This is a genomic window from Pseudomonas uvaldensis (genome assembly GCF_021271205.1).
Classification (GTDB): Bacteria; Pseudomonadota; Gammaproteobacteria; order Pseudomonadales; family Pseudomonadaceae; genus Aquipseudomonas; species Aquipseudomonas uvaldensis.
Map to the genome: position 1 here is coordinate 84,847 of NZ_JAIWKS010000003.1, position 22,091 is coordinate 106,937.

At 59.6% G+C, this 22,091-nt stretch carries 18 protein-coding genes and 2 tRNA genes; 19 read left to right on the plus strand and 1 reads right to left on the minus strand.

What is annotated here, in order from left to right; all coding sequences use genetic code 11:
* The 8 genes from grpE to LCU97_RS06840 all read left to right on the plus strand — a co-directional run bounded on the left by grpE (nt 1) and on the right by LCU97_RS06840 (nt 10,474).
* Nucleotides 1-567 carry a nucleotide exchange factor GrpE gene (gene grpE, locus LCU97_RS06805; RefSeq protein ID WP_053152111.1) on the plus strand — a complete coding sequence of 189 codons (567 nt, stop codon included), beginning with the start codon at nt 1-3 and terminating at the stop codon, nt 565-567.
* A 101-nt stretch (nt 568-668) separates the two neighbouring features.
* The gene (gene dnaK / locus LCU97_RS06810) at nt 669-2,585 is read left to right on the plus strand and encodes a molecular chaperone DnaK (RefSeq protein ID WP_053152113.1); all 1,917 of its coding nucleotides are present in this window, start codon (nt 669-671) and stop codon (nt 2,583-2,585) included.
* 320 nt (nt 2,586-2,905) lie between these two features.
* Entirely contained in the window at nt 2,906-4,030 is a 1,125-nt protein-coding gene (dnaJ, locus tag LCU97_RS06815) for a molecular chaperone DnaJ (RefSeq protein ID WP_053152115.1), read from the plus strand.
* Between the two features lie 9 nt (nt 4,031-4,039).
* Nucleotides 4,040-4,846 (plus strand): 4-hydroxy-tetrahydrodipicolinate reductase, encoded by an 807-nt coding sequence (gene dapB, locus LCU97_RS06820; protein WP_232775980.1) that lies wholly within the window; start codon nt 4,040-4,042, stop codon nt 4,844-4,846.
* 254 nt (nt 4,847-5,100) lie between these two features.
* Nucleotides 5,101-6,237 (plus strand): glutamine-hydrolyzing carbamoyl-phosphate synthase small subunit, encoded by a 1,137-nt coding sequence (gene carA / locus LCU97_RS06825; RefSeq protein ID WP_053152119.1) that lies wholly within the window; start codon nt 5,101-5,103, stop codon nt 6,235-6,237.
* Nucleotides 6,238-6,340: 103 nt separating this feature from the next.
* The gene (carB, locus tag LCU97_RS06830) at nt 6,341-9,562 is read left to right on the plus strand and encodes a carbamoyl-phosphate synthase large subunit (protein WP_053152120.1); all 3,222 of its coding nucleotides are present in this window, start codon (nt 6,341-6,343) and stop codon (nt 9,560-9,562) included.
* Between the two features lie 2 nt (nt 9,563-9,564).
* Nucleotides 9,565-10,041, plus strand: a complete 477-nt coding sequence (gene greA / locus LCU97_RS06835; RefSeq protein WP_053153208.1) for a transcription elongation factor GreA — start codon at nt 9,565-9,567, stop codon at nt 10,039-10,041.
* Between the two features lie 28 nt (nt 10,042-10,069).
* Nucleotides 10,070-10,474, plus strand: a complete 405-nt coding sequence (locus tag LCU97_RS06840; RefSeq protein WP_053152122.1) for a hypothetical protein — start codon at nt 10,070-10,072, stop codon at nt 10,472-10,474.
* Nucleotides 10,475-10,484: 10 nt separating this feature from the next.
* On the opposite strand, the gene LCU97_RS06845 is transcribed toward LCU97_RS06840, so the two are convergent.
* On the minus strand, nt 10,485-10,793 hold the full coding sequence (locus LCU97_RS06845; RefSeq protein WP_053152124.1) for a YhbY family RNA-binding protein: 309 nt from the start codon (nt 10,791-10,793) through the stop codon (nt 10,485-10,487).
* A gap of 106 nt (nt 10,794-10,899) precedes the next feature.
* Between LCU97_RS06845 and rlmE the strand changes: the two genes are divergently transcribed.
* The 11 genes from rlmE (at nt 10,900) to infB (ending at nt 22,049) form a co-directional block, all read left to right on the plus strand.
* Nucleotides 10,900-11,550 carry a 23S rRNA (uridine(2552)-2'-O)-methyltransferase RlmE gene (gene rlmE / locus LCU97_RS06850; protein WP_053152126.1) on the plus strand — a complete coding sequence of 217 codons (651 nt, stop codon included), beginning with the start codon at nt 10,900-10,902 and terminating at the stop codon, nt 11,548-11,550.
* A 192-nt stretch (nt 11,551-11,742) separates the two neighbouring features.
* Nucleotides 11,743-13,653, plus strand: a complete 1,911-nt coding sequence (gene ftsH / locus LCU97_RS06855) for an ATP-dependent zinc metalloprotease FtsH (protein ID WP_053152129.1) — start codon at nt 11,743-11,745, stop codon at nt 13,651-13,653.
* Between the two features lie 8 nt (nt 13,654-13,661).
* Entirely contained in the window at nt 13,662-14,513 is an 852-nt protein-coding gene (gene folP, locus LCU97_RS06860; protein WP_232775981.1) for a dihydropteroate synthase, read from the plus strand.
* Nucleotides 14,514-14,529: 16 nt separating this feature from the next.
* Nucleotides 14,530-15,867 carry a phosphoglucosamine mutase gene (gene glmM / locus LCU97_RS06865; protein ID WP_053152132.1) on the plus strand — a complete coding sequence of 446 codons (1,338 nt, stop codon included), beginning with the start codon at nt 14,530-14,532 and terminating at the stop codon, nt 15,865-15,867.
* 66 nt (nt 15,868-15,933) lie between these two features.
* Complete coding sequence (tpiA, locus tag LCU97_RS06870) at nt 15,934-16,689, plus strand: triose-phosphate isomerase (RefSeq protein ID WP_053152134.1); 756 nt, start codon at nt 15,934-15,936, stop codon at nt 16,687-16,689.
* Nucleotides 16,690-16,693: 4 nt separating this feature from the next.
* The gene (secG, locus tag LCU97_RS06875; protein ID WP_053152136.1) at nt 16,694-17,077 is read left to right on the plus strand and encodes a preprotein translocase subunit SecG; all 384 of its coding nucleotides are present in this window, start codon (nt 16,694-16,696) and stop codon (nt 17,075-17,077) included.
* Nucleotides 17,078-17,099: 22 nt separating this feature from the next.
* Nucleotides 17,100-17,185, plus strand: a tRNA-Leu gene (locus tag LCU97_RS06880).
* 97 nt (nt 17,186-17,282) lie between these two features.
* Nucleotides 17,283-17,359 (plus strand) — tRNA-Met (locus LCU97_RS06885).
* Between the two features lie 137 nt (nt 17,360-17,496).
* Nucleotides 17,497-17,955, plus strand: coding sequence for a ribosome maturation factor RimP (gene rimP, locus LCU97_RS06890; protein ID WP_053153211.1), 459 nt, complete (start codon nt 17,497-17,499; stop codon nt 17,953-17,955).
* A gap of 59 nt (nt 17,956-18,014) precedes the next feature.
* Nucleotides 18,015-19,496, plus strand: coding sequence for a transcription termination factor NusA (gene nusA / locus LCU97_RS06895; RefSeq protein ID WP_053152138.1), 1,482 nt, complete (start codon nt 18,015-18,017; stop codon nt 19,494-19,496).
* 27 nt (nt 19,497-19,523) lie between these two features.
* Nucleotides 19,524-22,049 carry a translation initiation factor IF-2 gene (gene infB, locus LCU97_RS06900; RefSeq protein ID WP_053152140.1) on the plus strand — a complete coding sequence of 842 codons (2,526 nt, stop codon included), beginning with the start codon at nt 19,524-19,526 and terminating at the stop codon, nt 22,047-22,049.
* The last annotated feature ends 42 nt before the right edge of the window (nt 22,050-22,091 follow it).

A 22,091-nucleotide genomic window follows, 5' to 3' on the forward strand; every position in this document is an offset into this window, starting at 1 on the left:
ATGGCTGACGAACAGACACCGGATACGCAAAATCTAGATACCGATCAGGCTTCCCAGGATTCGAGCGAAGGCCTGGCGGCTCGTGTGCAGGTGCTCGAGGAGCAACTGGCGGGTGCGCAGGATCAGGCGTTGCGTGTCGCGGCCGACCTGCAGAACGTCCGCCGCCGCGCCGAGCAGGATGTAGAAAAGGCTCACAAATTCGCCCTGGAGCGTTTTGCCGGCGACCTGCTGCCGATCATCGATAGCCTGGAGCGCGGTCTGGAACTGTCCAGCCCGGACGACGAGAACATTCGTCCGATGCGCGAAGGTATTGAACTGACCCTGAAGATGTTCCAGGACACCCTCAAGCGTTATCAGCTCGAAGCCATCGATCCCCATGGCGAACCCTTCAACGCCGAGCATCATCAGGCCATGGCGATGCAGGAAAGCGCCGACGTCGAGCCAAACAGTGTTCTGAAGGTTTTCCAGAAAGGATACCTGCTCAACGGCCGCTTGCTACGCCCGGCCATGGTTGTGGTCAGCAAGGCGCCAGCGCCGGTTTCACCTTCTATCGACGAGCAGGCTTGAAATCGGGCGCAGCGGCCCCATCTAGAAGTCAAGCGTTTAAGTGCTACCGCAGTTAGCCACCACTGCTGCGGCAACAAAATCCAAGTTCCGGGAGAGTTAACATGGGCAAGATTATCGGTATCGACCTGGGGACCACCAACTCGTGCGTCTCCGTGCTGGAAAACGGCAAGGCCAAAGTGATTGAAAACGCTGAAGGCGCGCGCACCACGCCGTCGATCATTGCGTACGCCAACGATGGCGAAATCCTGGTCGGCCAGTCGGCCAAGCGTCAGGCAGTGACCAATCCGCATAACACCCTGTACGCGGTGAAGCGTCTGATCGGTCGCAAGTTCGACGAAGAAGTCGTTCAGAAAGACATCAAGATGGTGCCTTACAAGATCGCCAAGGCTGATAACGGCGACGCCTGGGTTGAAGTGAACAGCCAGAAGATGGCTCCACCTCAGATCTCGGCCGAAATTCTGAAGAAGATGAAGAAAACCGCCGAAGACTACCTCGGCGAGTCCGTGACCGAAGCGGTCATCACCGTTCCTGCCTACTTCAACGACAGCCAGCGTCAGGCCACCAAGGACGCCGGCCGCATCGCGGGCCTGGACGTAAAACGTATCATCAACGAACCGACCGCTGCGGCTCTGGCCTACGGTATGGACAAGGCCAAGGGCGATCATACCGTGATCGTTTATGACCTGGGTGGCGGTACCTTCGACGTTTCCGTTATCGAGATCGCTGAAGTCGATGGCGAGCACCAGTTCGAAGTGTTGGCCACCAACGGCGACACCTTCCTCGGCGGTGAAGACTTCGACATCCGCTTGATCGACTACCTCGTCGACGAGTTCAAGAAAGAAACCGGCATGAACCTCAAGGGCGACCCGCTGGCGATGCAGCGCCTGAAAGAAGCCGCCGAGAAAGCCAAGATCGAGCTGTCTTCGAGCCAGTCGACCGACGTGAACCTGCCGTACATCACTGCAGATGCTACCGGTCCTAAGCACCTGAACGTGAAGATCTCTCGCGCCAAACTCGAAGCGCTGGTGGAAGACCTGGTTCAACGCACCATCGAGCCTTGCCGCATCGCTATGAAGGACGCCGGTATCGACGTTGGCGCGATCAACGACGTAATCCTGGTCGGTGGCCAGACGCGTATGCCGCTGGTTCAGAAGCTGGTGACCGATTTCTTCGGCAAAGAGCCACGCAAGGACGTGAACCCGGACGAAGCCGTTGCCATGGGTGCTGCCATTCAGGGCGCCGTACTGGCCGGTGACGTGAAAGACGTTCTGCTGCTCGACGTCAGCCCGCTGACCCTGGGTATCGAAACCATGGGCGGCGTGATGACCGCGCTGATCGAGAAAAACACCACGATTCCTACCAAGAAATCCCAGGTGTTCTCGACTGCCGATGACAACCAGAGCGCCGTGACCATTCACGTGCTGCAGGGCGAGCGCAAGCAGGCCGCACAGAACAAGTCCCTGGGCAAGTTCGACCTGGCCGAGATTCCACCGGCTCCACGTGGCGTGCCGCAAATCGAAGTGACCTTCGACATCGACGCCAACGGCATCCTGCACGTCGGCGCGAAAGACAAGGCCACTGGCAAGACCCAGTCGATCGTGATCAAGGCCAACTCCGGTCTGTCCGAGGAAGAAATTCAGCAGATGGTTCGCGATGCTGAAGTCAACGCCGAGGAAGATCGCAAGTTCGAAGAGCTGGCCAGCGCCCGCAACCAGGGTGATGCCCTGGTGCACTCGACTCGCAAGATGATTGCCGATGCTGGCGAGAAAGTGACTGCTGAAGAGAAGACTGCGATCGAAGCAGCCGTGGTTGCCCTGGAAGCCGCCGTCAAGGGCGACGACAAGGCTGCCATCGAAGCGAAGATCGAAGAGCTGTCCAAAGTCTCCGCGCCAGTGGCTCAGAAGATGTACGCCGAGCAGGCTCAGCCGGCTGAAGGTGCTGCACAGCAAGGCGAGTCGGCAGGCAAGGCTGACGACGTCGTCGACGCTGAGTTCGAAGAAGTGAAAGAAAACAAGTAATCGCTTGTTGGTCGGCCGGTTGACTGCATTTGTGCGGTGGCTGGTAGGATGTCGCCGCGCGGGAGCTTGCTCCCGCGTTGGCGTGTCTGGAGACAACGAATTTTTACAGCATGCGACAGCGTTCGGGTGCTGGCGGCCTGATCGGGAATGCTCCTGCTTTCCGGTCGGCGAAAGGCCGCATTTTGGCCGGATCCCTGGCTGAAAGATTTAAGACCAGGATCGTTTCGACGTGAGCTGGGTCCGGGCCTGCATGGGGGCTCAGCGAGTTTGGCGAAGCTCAGGAGAGTTGCGCCGGACGTCCTATAAGAGTGCGAAGACTAATGGCAAAGCGTGATTTCTACGAAGTATTGGGTGTTGAGCGGGGGGCCAGCGAGGCAGAGCTGAAAAAGGCCTATCGCCGTCTGGCGATGAAGCACCACCCGGACCGTAACCCTGGCGATAAAGCGTCGGAAGAGCTGTTCAAGGAAGCCAATGAGGCTTACGAGGTATTGTCGGACTCCAGCAAGCGCGCGGCTTACGACCAGTACGGTCATGCGGGCGTCGACCCGAGCATGGGGGGTGGCGGTGCTGGTTTCGGCGGCCAGAACTTCTCCGATATCTTCGGTGATGTGTTCAGCGATTTCTTCGGCGGCGGTCGCGGTGGCGCCCGGGGCGGCGCGCAGCGTGGCAGCGACTTGCGCTACACGCTGGAGCTGAACCTGGAAGAAGCGGTGCGCGGTACCACCGTCAATATCCGTGTTCCGACATTGGTCAACTGCAAACCCTGCGACGGTTCGGGTGCCAAGAAGGGGTCTTCCCCGGTCACCTGCCCGACTTGCGGTGGTATTGGCCAGGTTCGCATGCAGCAGGGCTTCTTTTCGGTGCAGCAGACCTGCCCGCGTTGCCATGGCCAGGGCAAGATCATTTCCGATCCGTGCGATTCCTGCCACGGTGAAGGGCGCGTCGAAGAGTACAAGACGTTGTCGGTCAAGGTGCCGGCCGGTGTCGATACCGGTGACCGTATTCGCCTGTCCGGCGAGGGTGAGGCGGGTGCGCAGGGCGGTCCGACCGGCGATCTGTATGTAGTGATCAACGTGCGCGAGCACGCGATCTTCCAGCGCGATGGCAAGCATCTGTTCTGCGAAGTGCCGATCAGCTTTGTCGATGCGGCCTTGGGTGGCGAGCTTGAGATCCCGACCCTCGATGGTCGCGTCAAGCTGAAGATTCCTGAGGGTACGCAGACCGGCAAGCAGTTCCGCATTCGCGGCAAAGGCGTTGCGCCGGTTCGTGGCGGCGGTGCCGGTGACCTGATGTGCCGCGTTGCGGTAGAGACACCGGTCAACCTGAGTCGGCGCCAGCGTGAGTTGCTGGAAGAGTTCCGCAGTTCGCTGGAGGGTGATAACAGCCACTCCCCGAAAACCACCGGTTGGTTCGAAGGCGTGAAGCGCTTCTTCGGCGATCTGTAAGGAGGTCGCATGCGACGTATAGCTGTGATGGGCGCTGCAGGGCGCATGGGCAAAGTGCTGGTCGAGGCGGTGCAGCAGCGCTCGCCGCTCTCGGGGCTGACCGCGGCCATCGTTCGGCCCGACAGCACCCTGGTCGGCGCCGATGCTGGTGAGCTGGCTTCGCTGGGGCGTATCGGTGTTCCGATGTCCGGTGGGCTGGAAAAGGTGTTGGACGAATTCGATGTGCTCATCGACTTCACCCTGCCGGAGGTGATGCTGAAAAACCTCGCCATCTGCCGCAAGAACGGCAAGGCCATGGTCATCGGCACGACAGGACTGGATGCTGCGCAGAAGCAATTGCTGGCCGACGCCGGCAAGGAGATTCCGATCGTGTTCGCGGCGAACTTCAGCGTGGGTGTGAACCTGTCGCTGAAATTGCTGGATCTGACGGCCCGGGTCCTGGGGGATGACGCGGACATCGAAATCATCGAAGCGCATCACCGCCATAAGATCGACGCGCCTTCAGGCACTGCCTTGCGCATGGGCGAAGTGATTGCCGATGCGCTGGGACGTGATCTGCAAGAGGTGGCGGTGTATGGGCGTCAGGGGCATACCGGTGCCCGTGAGCGGGATACCATCGGTTTCGCTACCGTGCGGGGCGGTGATGTGGTGGGGGATCATACGGTGCTGTTCGCCACCGAAGGCGAGCGACTGGAGATCACCCACAAGGCGTCCAGCCGCATGACCTTCGCCAAGGGCGCCGTGCGCGCCGCGCTGTGGCTGGACGGTCGCGAGCCGGGGCTGTACGACATGCAGGACGTTCTCGACCTGCGTTGATCATTGAATACGGGGTTCGGGTTATACTGCGCCCCGTTTTACACCGCCTCGCGACGGCCTGTCGCATTCCCCAGCCTTTTAGGCTCATTAGCGGTGGACCAAAAAAGCCTTTTTCTGTAAGCTACAGCTTTAGTGTGTCCACTAAAAGCGCGCAGAATAATTCAGTGAAAGAAGCGGGGTGACGTGTCCATACGTCACTCCGCTTTTTTACAACCTGCGATCGCCCTTTCAGGCTTTATTTACGGGAGGTCTTCTTGACTAAGCCAGCCATACTCGCCCTTGCTGATGGCAGCATTTTTCGCGGCGAAGCCATTGGAGCCGACGGTCAGACCGTTGGTGAGGTGGTGTTTAACACCGCAATGACCGGCTATCAGGAAATTCTTACCGATCCTTCCTACGCCCAGCAAATCGTTACCCTGACCTACCCGCACATCGGCAACACCGGTACCACGCCGGAAGATGCCGAATCCGATCGCGTCTGGTCCGCTGGCCTGGTCATCCGTGACCTGCCGCTGGTAGCGAGCAACTGGCGTAACACGATGTCCCTGTCCGATTACCTGAAAGCCAACAATGTCGTGGCGATCGCTGGCATCGACACGCGTCGCCTGACCCGTATCCTGCGGGAAAAAGGCGCGCAGAACGGCTGCATCATGGCCGGCGACAACATTTCCGAAGAAGCTGCGATCGCTGCTGCCCAGGGTTTCCCTGGCCTGAAAGGCATGGACCTGGCGAAAGTCGTCAGCACCAAGAAACAGTACGAGTGGCGTTCCTCGGTCTGGAACCTGAAGACCGACAGCCATCCGACGATCGAAGCGTCCGAGCTGCCGTACCACGTGGTTGCATACGACTACGGCGTCAAGCTGAACATCCTGCGCATGCTGGTGGAGCGTGGCTGCCGCGTGACCGTGGTGCCGGCGCAAACCCCGGCCGCCGATGTGCTGGCTCTCAACCCGGATGGCGTGTTCCTGTCCAACGGCCCGGGTGACCCGGAGCCTTGCGACTACGCGATCCAGGCGATCAAGGACGTGCTGGAAACCGAGATACCGGTATTCGGCATCTGCCTCGGGCACCAGTTGCTGGCCCTGGCCTCGGGCGCCAAGACGCTGAAGATGGGCCACGGCCACCATGGCGCCAACCACCCGGTCCAGGATCTGGACACCGGCGTCGTGATGATCACCAGCCAGAACCACGGTTTCGCAGTGGATGAAGCGACCCTGCCGGCCAACGTGCGGGCGATTCACAAATCGCTGTTCGACGGCACGCTGCAAGGCATCGAGCGCACCGACAAGAGCGCGTTCAGCTTCCAGGGCCACCCTGAAGCGAGCCCGGGCCCGAACGACGTGGCTCCGCTGTTCGATCGCTTCATCAATGAGATGGCCAAGCGACGCTGACCGCGTAAGCCCGAGGGCGGCCCCAGTACGGCGGCCCCCTCAGGCGCTGCAAAGATTGTTCGACGGCCTAGCCGACTGACCTGCGGATTTGAGTGACAAACCCATGCCAAAACGTACAGACATAAAAAGCATCCTGATTCTCGGCGCTGGCCCGATCGTGATCGGCCAGGCCTGCGAGTTCGACTACTCCGGCGCCCAGGCCTGTAAGGCCCTGCGCGAAGAGGGTTATCGCGTCATCCTGGTGAACTCCAACCCGGCCACGATCATGACCGACCCGGCCATGGCCGACGCCACCTACATCGAGCCGATCAAGTGGCAGACCGTTGCCAAGATCATCGAAAAGGAACGTCCGGACGCGCTGCTGCCAACCATGGGTGGCCAGACTGCGCTGAACTGCGCACTGGACCTGGAGCGCGAAGGCGTTCTGGAGAAGTTCGGTGTCGAGATGATCGGTGCCAACGCCGACACCATCGACAAGGCTGAAGACCGTTCCCGTTTCGACAAGGCCATGAAGGCCATCGGCCTTGAATGCCCGCGTTCCGGTATCGCCCACAGCATGGAAGAGGCCAACGCGGTCCTCGAGAAGCTGGGCTTCCCATGCATCATCCGACCGTCCTTCACCATGGGCGGCACCGGTGGCGGCATCGCCTACAACCGTGAAGAGTTCGAAGAAATTTGCTCCCGTGGTCTGGACCTGTCGCCGACCAAGGAACTGCTGATCGACGAATCCCTGATCGGCTGGAAAGAGTATGAAATGGAAGTTGTCCGCGACAAAAAGGACAACTGCATCATCGTCTGCTCCATCGAAAACTTCGACCCGATGGGCGTGCACACCGGCGACTCGATCACCGTCGCGCCGGCCCAGACCCTGACCGACAAGGAATACCAGATCCTGCGCAACGCTTCCCTGGCGGTGCTGCGTGAGATCGGTGTTGAAACCGGCGGCTCCAACGTCCAGTTCGGCATCTGCCCGAACACCGGTCGCATGGTGGTCATCGAGATGAACCCGCGGGTGTCCCGTTCCTCGGCTCTGGCCTCGAAGGCCACCGGCTTCCCGATTGCCAAGGTCGCCGCCAAGCTGGCCGTGGGCTACACCCTGGACGAGCTGTCGAACGACATCACCGGCGGCAAGACCCCGGCGTCCTTCGAACCGTCCATCGACTACGTCGTCACCAAGTTGCCGCGTTTTGCCTTCGAAAAATTCGCCAAGGCCGACGCTCGTCTGACCACTCAGATGAAGTCGGTCGGTGAAGTCATGGCCATCGGCCGGACCTTCCAGGAGTCCCTGCAGAAGGCCCTCCGCGGCCTGGAAGTGGGCGTTTGCGGCCTCGATCCGAAACTGGACCTGAGCAGCCCGGAAAGCATGAGCGAGCTCAAGCGCGAGCTGACCGTGCCGGGTGCCGAGCGTATCTGGTACGTGGCGGATGCGTTCCGTGCCGGCATGACCGTCGAGCAGATCTTCGGCATGAACATGATCGACCCTTGGTTCCTGGTGCAGATCGAAGATCTGGTCAAGGAAGAAGAGAAGGTCAAGACCCTGGGCATGTCCAGCATCGACCGCGACACCATGTTCCGCCTCAAGCGCAAGGGGTTCTCCGACCAGCGCCTGGCCAAGCTGCTGGGTGTGACCGAGAAGAGCCTGCGAGCCCATCGCCACAAGCTGGAAGTGTTCCCGGTCTACAAGCGCGTCGACACTTGCGCCGCCGAATTCGCCACCGACACCGCCTACCTGTACTCCACGTATGAGCAAGAGTGCGAAGCCGCGCCATCGACCCGTGACAAGATCATGATCCTGGGTGGCGGTCCTAACCGGATCGGCCAGGGCATCGAGTTCGACTACTGCTGTGTACACGCCGCGCTGGCCCTGCGTGACGACGGGTACGAGACCATCATGGTCAACTGCAACCCGGAAACCGTGTCCACCGACTATGACACGTCCGACCGCCTGTACTTCGAACCGGTCACCCTGGAAGACGTGCTGGAAATCGTCCGTGTCGAGAAGCCCAAGGGCGTGATCGTCCAGTACGGCGGCCAGACACCTCTGAAACTGGCTCGCGCCCTGGAAGCCGCTGGCGTACCGATCATCGGTACCAGCCCGGATGCGATCGACCGCGCCGAAGACCGTGAGCGCTTCCAGCAAATGGTCGAGCGCCTGAACCTGCGTCAGCCGCCTAACGCCACCGTGCGCAGCGAAGACGAAGCGGTCAAGGCTGCGGCCAGGATCGGTTATCCACTGGTGGTGCGCCCATCCTATGTATTGGGCGGCCGGGCGATGGAAATCGTCTACAAGGAAGAAGAGCTCAAGCGCTACCTGCGCGAAGCGGTCCAGGTGTCCAACGACAGTCCTGTGCTGCTGGATCACTTCCTCAACTGTGCCATTGAAATGGACGTGGATGCGGTCAGCGATGGCACCGACGTGGTGATCGGCGCGATCATGCAGCACATCGAGCAGGCGGGCGTTCACTCCGGTGACTCGGCCTGTTCGCTGCCGCCATATTCGTTGCCGGCTCACCTGCAGGACGAAATGCGCGAGCAGGTCAAGAAAATGGCCCTGGAACTGGGCGTGGTCGGTCTGATGAACGTACAGCTGGCCCTGCAGGGCGAGGACATCTACGTCATCGAGGTCAACCCGCGCGCTTCCCGGACCGTGCCGTTCGTGTCCAAGTGCATCGGCGTCTCCCTGGCGATGATCGCTGCGCGCGTCATGGCGGGCAAGACCCTTAAAGAGCTGGGCTTTACCAAGGAAATCATTCCGAACTTCTACAGCGTGAAAGAAGCGGTGTTCCCGTTCGCCAAGTTCCCGGGTGTCGACCCGATCCTCGGCCCGGAAATGAAGTCCACCGGCGAAGTGATGGGTGTGGGCGACACCTTCGGCGAAGCCTTCGCCAAAGCCCAGATGGGCGCCAGCGAAGTCCTGCCGACCGGCGGCACGGCCTTCATCAGCGTGCGTGATGACGACAAACCTCTGGTTGCAGGCGTGGCCCGTGATCTGATCAACTTGGGCTTCGAAGTGGTTGCTACCGCCGGGACCGCCAGGCTGATCGAAGCGGCAGGCCTGAAGGTGCGCCGCGTGAACAAGGTGACCGAGGGGCGTCCACATGTGGTCGACATGATCAAGAATGACGAAGTCACGCTGATCATCAATACCACCGAGGGTCGCCAGTCGATCGCTGATTCCTACTCCATTCGTCGCAACGCGCTGCAGCACAAGATCTACTGCACCACGACCATTGCTGCCGGCGAAGCGATCTGCGAAGCGCTCAAGTTCGGTCCCGAGAAGACCGTGCGTCGCTTGCAGGATTTACACGCAGGATTGAAGGCATGAGCATAACCAAGTACCCCATGACTGTTCAGGGCGCTCGCGCCCTGGAAGAAGAGCTGGCGCACCTGACCAAGGTCGAGCGTCCGCGCTTGAGCCAGGCGATCGGTGAAGCCCGCGAATTGGGCGATCTCAAGGAAAACGCCGAGTACCATGCCGCCCGTGAAGAGCAGGGCATGGTCGAGGCGCGCATCCGGGATATCGAAGGCCGCATGCAGAATGCCGTGATCATCGATGTCACGACGATTCCTCATACCGGCAAGGTGATTTTCGGCACTACCGTGGAAATCGCCAACGTCGAGACGGATGAAAGCGTGACTTACCAGATCGTTGGCGAAGACGAAGCGGACATCAAGCTTGGCAAGATATCCGTCGGCTCGCCTATCGCTCGCGCCTTGATCGCCAAGGAAGAGGGGGATGTGGTGTCGGTGAAGACGCCGGGTGGCGTCATCGAGTATGAGATTGTCGAAGTCCGTCACATCTGACCGAAGGCGCCTCCTGCGAGCTGGCGCCATGCTCTGGCAACTCACCCAGATGCTGTGGGTGGGTGGCCTCTGGCTGCTGCACATCGGTATGTTGCCGGTGCTGGGGCGAATTGGCCTGGCACCGCTGCTGATCGATGAAATCGCCGGCATGCTGACGGTTCTGCTGGTCATTTTTTCGGCAGTGTGTGTGGTGTTTCAGGCGTTGGTGCTGGTTCAGGTCGAAGGCCTGGGCAGCCTGTGGCGCGACATGCGTGGGCAATTGTTGCTCATGTCGTTGTACGCGTGCGGGATGTACTTTGCGGTGCGTCTCGGCTGGCCGGATGCGAGCCAGTGGCAGGTATTCAGTTACCTGGTGCTGGGTTTTTCCGGGTTGGTGCTGGTGTTGCAGCCGGTGCCAGGATGGAGCGGCAGGGTGCGCGAAGCACACCCTTGAGCTTTTGGCATCACTTGAAGCGGTGAACGTTCGACAGTTGCTTGTTGACGCTGAAATTCTTGCGATAAATCAACGCCATCTTGCCGATGACCTGCACCAGGTCGGCCTTGCCGGTCTTGCACAGTTCAGCAATGGTGGCCAGGCGGGCTTCGCGGTCGAGGATGTTGAGCTTGATCTTGATCAGCTCATGATCGCTCAGGGCGCGTTCCAGCTCGGCCAGTACACCTTCAGTCAAACCGTTGTCAGCCACAGTCAAAACCGGTTTCAGATGGTGGCCAATGGATTTGTATTGTTTCTTCTGCTCTTGAGTGAGCGGCATAATCTGACCCCTGCGTCTGATCTTGTAAAAAAAGCGGCGGCCAGTTTACCCGAGCGAGTCCGGGACCGCCCACTTAATCACGACCCGTTTTATTCAGAGGTGGCCTGTGGCCCGTTCCAAGACTAGCCAGAACTGGCTCAAAGAGCATTTCAACGATCCGTACGTCAAAATGGCGCAGAAGGATGGCTATCGCTCGCGTGCCAGCTACAAACTGCTGGAGATCCAGGAAAAGGATCGGCTCATCCGTCCAGGGATGACCGTGATCGACCTCGGCGCTGCGCCGGGTGGATGGTCCCAGGTGACCAGTCGTCTGATTGGCGGTCAAGGACGTTTGATTGCCTCCGACATCCTGGAAATGGACAGCATCCCCGATGTGACCTTCATTCAAGGCGATTTCACGGAAGATGCCGTGCTGGCGAAAATCCTGGAGGCCGTCGGAAATACGCAGGTAGACCTTGTGATTTCTGATATGGCCCCCAATATGAGTGGATTGGCGGCTGTCGACATGCCCCGTGCAATGTTTCTCAGCGAGCTGGCCCTGGATCTTGCAGGGCGGGTTCTGCGTCCAGGCGGTGATTTTCTGATCAAGGTCTTCCAGGGGGAGGGCTTCGACGAATACCACAAGGGCATCCGCAAATTGTTCGACAAGGTGCAGATGCGCAAGCCATTGTCGTCCCGTGACCGCTCTCGCGAGCAGTACCTGTTGGCCCGAGGCTTCCGTGGAATCGAGGGTTCGGCCAGCGATGAGCGCCTTTGACAGGGCCGATAGTTTTTTTTATTTCGCATTGCAAAAGCCGCGTAACGAAAATTGAGCGGTCGAAAGTTTCACAAAGGGTTACAGACGGCGCCTGCCAGGGTCGTAGGTAATGTAGTAAGTTAGGCCGGTGAATATCATGCGAGGCGCGCGCCGTCAGCGGAGCCAGCTTCAGAGGGTAGTTAATTGAACGACATGGCAAAGAATCTGATCCTGTGGTTGATCATCGCCGCTGTCCTTGTGACGGTGATGAACAACTTCTCCAGCCCTAACGAGCCGCAGACCCTCAACTATTCCGACTTCATTCAGCAGGTCAAGGATGGCAAGGTCGAGCGCGTTGCCGTCGATGGCTATGTGATTACCGGCAAACGTACCGATGGCGACAGCTTCAAGACCATTCGTCCGGCCATCCAGGACAATGGCCTGATCGGCGACCTGGTCGACAACCATGTCGTAATCGAAGGCAAGCAGCCTGAGCAGCAAAGCATCTGGACTCAGCTCCTGGTAGCCAGCTTCCCGATCCTCGTGATCATCGCGGTGTTCATGTTCTTCATGCGCCAGATGCAGGGGGGCGCCGGTGGCAAGGGCGGGCCGATGAGCTTTGGCAAGAGCAAGGCCCGGCTGCTCTCCGAAGACCAGGTCAAGACCACGCTGGCTGACGTCGCCGGTTGTGACGAAGCCAAGGAAGAAGTCGGCGAGCTGGTGGAGTTTCTCCGTGATCCGGGCAAGTTCCAGCGCCTGGGTGGCCGCATCCCTCGCGGCGTGCTGATGGTCGGCCCGCCCGGTACCGGTAAAACCCTGCTGGCGAAGGCGATTGCCGGCGAAGCCAAGGTGCCTTTCTTCACGATTTCCGGTTCCGATTTCGTCGAAATGTTCGTGGGTGTCGGCGCCAGTCGTGTGCGCGACATGTTCGAGCAGGCCAAGAAGCACGCGCCATGCATCATCTTCATCGATGAAATCGACGCCGTCGGTCGCCACCGTGGCGCCGGCATGGGCGGTGGTCACGATGAGCGCGAGCAGACCCTCAACCAATTGCTGGTCGAGATGGATGGCTTCGAGATGAATGACGGCATCATCGTGATTGCCGCGACCAACCGTCCGGATGTGCTCGACCCTGCGTTGCTGCGTCCAGGCCGCTTCGACCGCCAGGTGGTGGTGGGGCTGCCGGATATCCGTGGCCGGGAGCAGATCCTCAAGGTCCACATGCGCAAGGTGCCGATGGGCGACGACGTCGCTCCTGCGGTCATTGCCCGTGGTACGCCGGGCTTCTCCGGTGCGGACCTGGCTAACCTGGTGAATGAGGCGTCGCTGTTCGCTGCCCGTTCCGGCAAGCGCATCGTGGAGATGAAAGAGTTCGAGCTGGCCAAAGACAAGATCATGATGGGTGCCGAGCGCAAGACCATGGTCATGTCGGAGAAGGAAAAGCAGAACACGGCCTACCACGAAGCGGGTCACGCGATCGTCGGTCGCATGGTGCCTGAGCACGATCCGGTCTATAAGGTTTCGATTATTCCGCGTGGTCGTGCGCTGGGGGTAACGATGTTCCTGCCGGAAGAGGATCGTTACAGCTTGTCCAAGCGCGCCTTGATCAGTCAGATCTGTTCTCTGTACGGCGGTCGTATCGCTGAAGAAATGACCCTGGGCTTCGATGGCGTGACCACTGGCGCATCCAACGACATCATGCGTGCCAGTCAGATTGCCCGGAACATGGTCACCAAGTGGGGGTTGTCAGAAAAGCTTGGTCCTCTCATGTATGCGGAGGAAGAGGGCGAGGTGTTCCTGGGGCGTGGCGGCACCGGCCAACATGCCAGCTTTTCCGGTGAGACCGCCAAGCTGATCGACTCCGAAGTACGCAGCATCATTGACCAGTGCTACGGTACCGCCAAGCAGATCCTCACGGACAACCGTGACAAGCTCGACGCCATGGCCGATGCCCTGATGAAGTATGAAACCATCGACGCCGAGCAGATCGACGACATCATGGCGGGGCGTCCGCCTCGTGAACCCCGCGACTGGTCGGGTGGTACGGGGACTTCGGGTACCCCTCCAGCGGTGCAGGGCGAACGCCCGGAAACACCGATCGGTGGTCCGGCTGCTGACGTCTAAGGTTTGAAATGACTTCTGCTCAGTCCTCGACCCGGTTGCCTTGCGGCAACCGGGTTCTTGATTTGGCCCATGTACATGTCATGGGTATCCTCAATGTCACTCCCGATTCCTTTTCCGACGGCGGCCGATTCAGCCAACTCGACGCTGCGCTGCGGCATGCCGAAGCCATGGTGGCGGCTGGGGCGACGCTGATCGATGTCGGCGGCGAATCGACCCGGCCGGGCGCGAGGCCGGTTTCGCCTCTCGAAGAGCTGGAGCGAGTGGCGCCGATTGTCGAGCGCATACATCGCGAACTTGATGTCATAATTTCGGTCGATACGTCCACGCCTGCGGTCATGCGCGAAAGTGCGCGACTCGGGGCGGGGCTGATCAACGACGTTCGTGCCTTGCGGCGCGATGGTGCTCTGGATGCCGCGGCGGCCACCGGGTTGCCGGTTTGCCTGATGCATATGCTCGGTGAGCCCGGAACCATGCAGGACGATCCTCGCTATGGTGACGTGACTCGAGAGGTCGGCGAATTTCTGGCGGAGCGTTTGAGTATGTGCGTCGCGGCGGGTATCCCGGCCGAGAAGGTGGTGCTTGATCCCGGATTCGGCTTCGCCAAGACGCTGGCTCATAACCTGAGCCTGTTCAAGCATATGGAAGCCTTGCATGCTCTGGGGCGGCCGTTATTGGTCGGCGTCTCGCGCAAGAGCATGATAGGCAATGCCTTGGGTCGCCCGGTGGGGGAGCGTCTGTATGGCGGTCTTGCACTTGCGGCTCTGGCGATAACAAAAGGCGCGCGCCTGCTGCGGGTGCATGATGTAGCCGAAACGATGGATATCGTGCGGATGATCGCAGCGGTGCAATCAGCCGAATAAGAATGACGGAGCACTTATGAGCAAGAAATATTTTGGCACCGACGGTATTCGTGGTCGGGTCGGTGTATACCCTATTACCCCCGATTTCATGCTCAAGCTCGGCTGGGCCGCCGGCATGGCATTCCGCAAGATGGGCGCCTGCAAGGTGCTGGTTGGCAAGGACACACGAATTTCCGGCTACATGTTCGAATCGGCGCTCGAGGCCGGTCTGACCTCGGCGGGCGCCGATGTGATGTTGCTGGGGCCAATGCCGACGCCGGCCATTGCCTATCTGACGCGGACCTTCCATGCGCAGGCCGGCATCGTAATCAGTGCCTCGCATAACCCTCATGATGATAACGGCATCAAGTTTTTCTCCGGCAAGGGCACCAAGCTGCCGGATGAAGTCGAGCTGATGATCGAAGAACTGCTGGATACGCCGATGACTGTGGTCGAGTCGAGCAAGATCGGCAAAGTGTCGCGGATCAACGACGCCTCGGGTCGTTACATCGAGTTCTGCAAGGGCAGCGTGCCGACCGGCACCAGCTTCGAGGGGCTGAAAATCGTCGTCGATTGTGCCCATGGCGCTACCTACAAGGTTGCACCTAGCGTGTTTCGTGAGTTGGGTGCCGAGGTGGTGGTGCTTTCCGCCCAGCCTAACGGGTTGAACATCAATCATAACTGCGGTTCCACCCATACCGATTCGTTGCAGGCCGCTGTCCTGGCCGAGCATGCCGATCTCGGGATCGCTTTCGATGGCGACGGTGATCGGGTCCTGATGGTGGATCACACTGGCACGGTCGTCGATGGGGATGAGTTACTGTTCATCATTGCCCGCGATCTGCATGAGCGTGGCAAATTGCAGGGCGGTGTGGTCGGCACATTGATGAGCAACCTCGGGCTCGAGCTGGCCCTGGCGGATATGGACATTCCCTTTGTGCGCGCTAACGTCGGTGACCGTTATGTCATCTCGGAGCTGTTGGAGCGTGGCTGGGTGATCGGGGGAGAGAACTCCGGTCACATCGTATGTTTCGATCACACCACCACCGGCGATGCAATCATTGCCGCGCTTCAGGTGCTGATGGCACTCAAGGCGCGCAACGAGAGCCTGGCTCAGTCGCGTCAGGCATTACGCAAATGCCCTCAGGTGTTGATCAATGTGCGTTTTGGTGGCGGTGCGAACCCTCTCGAGCATGCCACGGTCAAGCAGGCCAGCGAGCGTGTGACCCAGGCGATGGCTGGGCGTGGGCGGGTGTTGCTGCGCAAGTCCGGTACCGAGCCCTTGGTGCGTGTCATGGTCGAAGGTGAGGATGAAGCGCAGGTTCGTGGTTATGCCGAAGAGCTGGCAAAACTCGTTACTGAAGTTTCTGCCTGAATTCGGCTTGCCAGTCATGAATCGGTTGGGTAACATCTGCGCCCACTTTGACCGACGAGGTACAGCATGCGTCGCCCTATGGTAGCTGGTAACTGGAAGATGCACGGTACCCGCGCCAGCGTCGCTGAGCTGATCAACGGCCTTCGTCATCTGGCCTTGCCAAGCGGTGTTGATGTCGCGGTATTCCCGCCTTGCTTGTATATCAACCAAGTGGTTGATGGCTTGAAAGGCAAGTCGATTTCGGTCGGCGCGCAGAATTCTGCGGTGGAATCCATGCAAGGCGCATTGACCGGCGAGATTGCGCCGAGTCAGCTGGTGGATGCAGGTTGCTCCCTGGTGTTGATCGGGCATTCCGAGCGGCGTCAGATCATGGGCGAGCAAGACAAGATGCTGATCCGCAAGTTTGCCGCGGCTCAGGCTTGTGGTCTGGTTCCGGTGCTGTGTGTAGGGGAGACCCTGGAGCAGCGCGAAGCCGGAAAGACTCTCGAGGTTGTCGGGCGTCAGCTGGGCAGCATCATCGAAGACCTGGGCGTTGGCGCTTTCGCCAAGGCGGTCATCGCTTACGAGCCAGTCTGGGCCATTGGCACCGGGCTGACTGCTTCGCCGCAACAGGCGCAGGATGTGCACGCCGCCATCCGCGCGCAGTTGGCGGCAGAGAATGCTGAAGTGGCACGAGGTGTGCGGCTTCTATACGGCGGCAGCGTGAAGGCGGCCAATGCGGCCGAACTGTTCGGCATGCCGGATATCGATGGGGGGCTCATTGGTGGAGCTTCCCTGAATGCAGATGAGTTCGGTGCGATCTGTCGCGCCGCGGGAAACTGAAAAAATGCTGGAAACAGTCGTAGTCGTTTTTCATCTGCTGGGCGCGCTGGGTGTAGTCGCTCTCGTATTGCTGCAGCAGGGTAAAGGTGCGGATGCTGGTGCGTCTTTCGGTGCAGGTGCTTCAAATACTGTATTCGGAAGCCAAGGTTCCTCTACCTTTCTTAGTAAGTTTACTGCTATACTCGCCGCCGGTTTCTTCTTGACCAGCTTGGGGTTAGGTTACTTTGCTAAAGAGAAAGCTCAAGAGCTGACTCAAGTAGGTTTGCCAAACCCGGCGGTATTGGAAGTACCAAAGCAACAACCGGCTTCTGATGATGTCCCGGTGCTTCAAGAGCAAAAGTCGGCCAACCCGGCGACTGACGTGCCTCCAGCTCAAGAGCAGAAGTAAGAAGGTTTCAAACGCTGTATTTGCCGAGGTGGTGGAATTGGTAGACACGCAACCTTGAGGTGGTTGTGCCCATAGGGTGTAGGGGTTCGAGTCCCCTTCTCGGTACCAATTGAACAGGGGAGCCCGCAATCGCGGGCTTTCTTGTAGGTGGAAGGTTACATTGACCCTATAGGGGATCAGCCGTATACTTGCGCCCCAGCTTTGTCGCGGGATGGAGCAGCCTGGTAGCTCGTCGGGCTCATAACCCGAAGGTCGTCGGTTCAAATCCGGCTCCCGCAACCAGTTTCAGGGCCCCTTCCAAGGGGCTTTTTGTTAGCTGGACACTTTACAACGCCGCTGTTCAACGGCGTTTCAGGGATGGGCGATTCGCCCATTTTTTTTTATTTGCAGCATGCACAAACATGCACGAGGGGGTTCAGGTGTCGAGCAAGCTAGAACAGTTGCAGGCCTTGTTGGCCCCGGTGGTCGTGGCCCTTGGCTATGAATGCTGGGGTATTGAGTTTTCGGCTCAAGGCCGCCACTCACTGTTGCGCGTTTATATCGATAAGGAAGGCGGCGTGCTGGTGGACGACTGTGCCATCGTCAGCCGTCAGATCAGCGGTGTCCTGGATGTTGAAGATCCAATCAGCACCGAATACACCCTTGAAGTTTCCTCGCCCGGCATGGAACGCCCGCTGTTCACACTCGAACAGTTTGCTTCGTTTGCCGGAGAGCAAGTAAAGATCAAGCTGCGCTCGCCTTTTGAAGGCCGACGCAACTTTCAAGGCCTTCTGCGCGGTGTAGAAGAGCAGGACGTCGTGGTGCAGGTAGATGACCATGAGTTCCTGTTGCCGATCGATATGATCGACAAGGCCAACATTATTCCCAGTTTTGACTGATACGTGCCAGATACTGCGGATCCCGCGGATCCAATGGCTTGCGAAAGGCGAGGCGTACGATGAGCAAAGAAGTACTGCTGGTTGTTGAATCGGTGTCCAATGAAAAGGGCGTACCGGCTGGCGTTATTTTTGAAGCGCTGGAGTTGGCTCTGGCCACTGCGACCAAAAAGCGGTTTGAAGATGAAGTTGATTTGCGTGTGGAGATCAACCGCCACACCGGTTCCTATGAGACTTTCCGTCGCTGGACGGTAGTCGAAGAGGCCGACCTGGATGATCCGGCGATCGAAACCTGGCCGAGCAAGGTTGCGCAAACGCATCCGGGCGCCAAGGTAGGTGACGTGGTCGAAGAAAAGATCGAGTCCATCGAGTTTGGTCGCATCGCTGCACAGACTGCCAAGCAGGTCATCGTGCAGAAAGTTCGCGAAGCCGAACGTGCACAAGTCGTTGACGCCTATCGCGAGAAACTCGGAGAGATCATTTCCGGTACCGTGAAGAAAGTGACCCGCGACAACGTGATCGTCGACCTGGGCAACAACGCCGAAGCGCTGTTGGCTCGTGAAGACATCATTTCCCGCGAAACTTTCCGGGTGGGTGTGCGGCTGCGTGCGCTGCTCAAGGAAATCCGCACCGAAAACCGCGGCCCGCAGCTGATCCTGTCGCGTACCGCGCCTGAAATGCTGATCGAGCTGTTCCGCATCGAAGTGCCGGAAATTGCCGAGGGCCTGATTGAAGTCATGGGTGCCTCCCGTGACCCAGGCTCGCGTGCCAAGATTGCCGTCCGTTCCAAGGACAAACGCATCGATCCGCAAGGTGCCTGTATCGGCATGCGGGGCTCGCGTGTCCAGGCCGTATCCGGCGAGTTGGGCGGCGAGCGCGTGGACATCGTCCTGTGGGATGATAACCCGGCTCAGTTCGTCATTAATGCCATGTCGCCTGCCGAAGTGGCGGCCATTATCGTCGACGAAGATGCCCATGCCATGGACATCGCCGTTGGCGCAGACAATCTGGCCCAGGCTATCGGTCGCGGTGGTCAGAACGTACGTCTGGCCAGCCAACTGACTGGCTGGACCTTGAACGTGATGACCGAATCGGACATCCAGGCCAAACAGCAAGCTGAAACCGGCGACATCCTGCGCAACTTCATCGAAGAACTCGAAGTCGATGAAGAGCTGGCCCAGGTGCTGGTGGATGAAGGCTTTACCAGCCTGGAAGAGATTGCCTACGTGCCGGTGGAGGAAATGCTCAACATCGACGGCTTTGACGAAGATATCGTCAACGAGCTTCGCGCTCGGGCCAAGGATCGTTTGTTGACCAAAGCCATCGCTACTGAGGAAAAGCTGGCAGACGCCCATCCGGCCGAAGACCTGCTCTCGCTTGAGGGCATGGACAAGGATTTGGCGATGGAACTGGCGGTGCGCGGCGTAATTACCCGCGAAGACCTGGCCGAGCAGTCTATTGACGATCTGCTCGACATCGACGGCATTGACGATGATCGTGCCGGCAAGTTGATCATGGCCGCCCGAGCCCACTGGTTCGAGTAATTAGGCGCGGCCTGAGGAGAGAAGTGCATGACGCAAGTCACGGTGAAACAACTGGCCGATGAGGTCAAAACACCGGTAGAGCGCCTGTTGCAGCAGATGCGTGAGGCAGGTCTGCCGCACACCGCCGCCGAGGAACATGTGACCGACAGTGAGAAGCAATCCCTGCTGACCCACTTAAAGAGCAGTCACAAGGCAAAAGCGGAAGAACCGCGCAAGATCACGCTGCAGCGTAAAACCACCAGCACACTGCGTGTTGCCGGTAGCAAGAGCATCAGCGTAGAAGTGCGCAAGAAGAAAGTTTTCGTGCAGCGCAGCCCGGAAGAAATCGAAGCCGAGCGCAAGCGTGAGCTGGAAGAACGTCGCGCGGCGGAAAATGCTGCGCGTCAGAAGGCTGAAGAAGAAGCCAAGCGTCGCGCCGAAGAAGAAGCGCGTCGCCAGCCTCCCGTTGTGCAATCCGCTCCGGTGGAAGCTGTTGCGGCACCTGCGCCGGTCGCTGAACCTGTGCGCGAAAGCGTGCCGGTCCTGGAGCCTGCTCCAGCGCCTGCGGCTGATACCCGCAAGCGTGACGACCAGCAGCGTCGTCCTGACAAGTCGCGTTCCGACGAAAACCGTCGTGGCGGTGGCGATGGCGAGCGCAAGAACGCTCCGCATCGTGCTTCCGTCAAGGAAAAGGCTCCGGCGCCGCGTGTTGCTCCGCGCACTACCGACGAAGAAAGCGATGGCTTCCGTCGTGGCGGTCGCGGCAAGGCCAAACTGAAGAAGCGCAACGCCCACGGTTTCCAGAGCCCTACCGGCCCTGTCGTGCGCGAAGTGAAGATCGGCGAGACCATCACCGTGGGCGACCTGGCCCAGCAGATGTCGGTCAAGGCTGCTGAAATCATCAAGTTCATGTTCAAGCTGGGTACGCCGGCCACCATCAACCAGGTGCTGGACCAGGAAACTGCCCAGCTGGTTGCCGAAGAGCTGGGCCACAAAGTGACCCTGATCAGCGACACCGCCCTGGAAGATTCCCTGGCCGAGTCCCTGAAGTTCGAAGGTGAAGCGGTGCCTCGTGCGCCGGTCGTGACCGTCATGGGCCACGTCGACCACGGTAAGACCTCGCTGCTCGACTACATTCGTCGTGCCAAGGTCGCGGCTGGCGAAGCCGGCGGTATCACCCAGCACATCGGTGCGTACCACGTTGAAACCGAACGCGGCATGGTCACCTTCCTCGATACCCCGGGTCACGCCGCGTTTACCGCCATGCGTGCCCGTGGTGCCAAGGCGACCGACATCGTGATCCTGGTGGTTGCGGCGGACGACGGCGTGATGCCTCAGACCGTCGAAGCCGTCCAGCATGCCCAGGCTGCTGGCGTGCCGCTGGTGGTTGCCGTGAACAAGATCGACAAGCCGGGTGCCGACCTCGATCGCATCCGCAGCGAGCTCTCGGTTCATGGCGTGACTTCCGAAGATTGGGGTGGCGATACTCCGTTCGTTCCGGTTTCCGCGAAGATGGGTACCGGCGTCGACGAATTGCTCGAAGCGGTATTGCTGCAGGCAGAAGTGCTCGAGCTGACCGCCACCCCATCGGCCCCAGGTCGTGGTGTCGTGGTTGAATCGCGCCTGGACAAGGGCCGCGGTCCGGTGGCCACTGTCCTGGTTCAGGACGGTACGCTGCGTCAGGGCGACATGGTGCTGGTCGGTTCGAACTATGGCCGCGTTCGCGCCATGCTCGACGAGAACGGCAAGCCTATCAAGGAAGCCGGTCCGGCCATTCCGGTCGAGATCCTCGGCCTGGACGGCACGCCAGATGCTGGCGACGAGATGAGCGTTGTGGCTGACGAGAAGAAAGCCCGTGAAGTGGCTCTGTTCCGTCAAGGCAAGTTCCGCGAAGTCAAACTGGCTCGCGCTCACGCCGGCAAGCTGGAAAACATCTTCGAAAGCATGGGCCAGGAAGAGAAGAAGACGCTCAACATCGTCCTCAAATCCGACGTCCGTGGTTCGCTGGAAGCCTTGCAGGGCGCTCTGAACGGCCTGGGCAACGACGAAGTGCAAGTGCGCGTAGTCGGCGGTGGTGTCGGTGGTATCACCGAAAGCGACGCCAACCTGGCGCTGGCTTCCAACGCTGTACTGTTCGGCTTCAACGTGCGTGCCGATGCCGGTGCTCGCAAGATCGTCGAGCAGGAAGGTCTGGATATGCGTTACTACAACGTGATCTACGACATCATCGAAGACGTCAAGAAAGCGCTGACCGGTATGTTGGGCAGCGATGTCCGGGAGAACATCCTGGGCGTGGCCGAAGTACGCGACGTGTTCCGTTCGCCGAAGTTCGGCGCCATCGCCGGTTGCATGGTGGTCGAGGGTGTCGTTCACCGTAACCGTCCGATCCGTGTACTGCGTGAAGACATCGTGATCTTCGAAGGCGAGCTGGAGTCCCTGCGTCGCTTCAAGGATGACGCTTCCGAAGTGCGTGCCGGCATGGAATGCGGTATTGGCGTCAAGAGCTACAACGACGTCAAGGTCGGCGACAAGATCGAAGTCTTCGAGAAGGTCCAGGTTGCTCGCAGCCTCTGACTCGCGTACTTCAAGAGCCTCGGTGGGTCGTCGCATGAACAT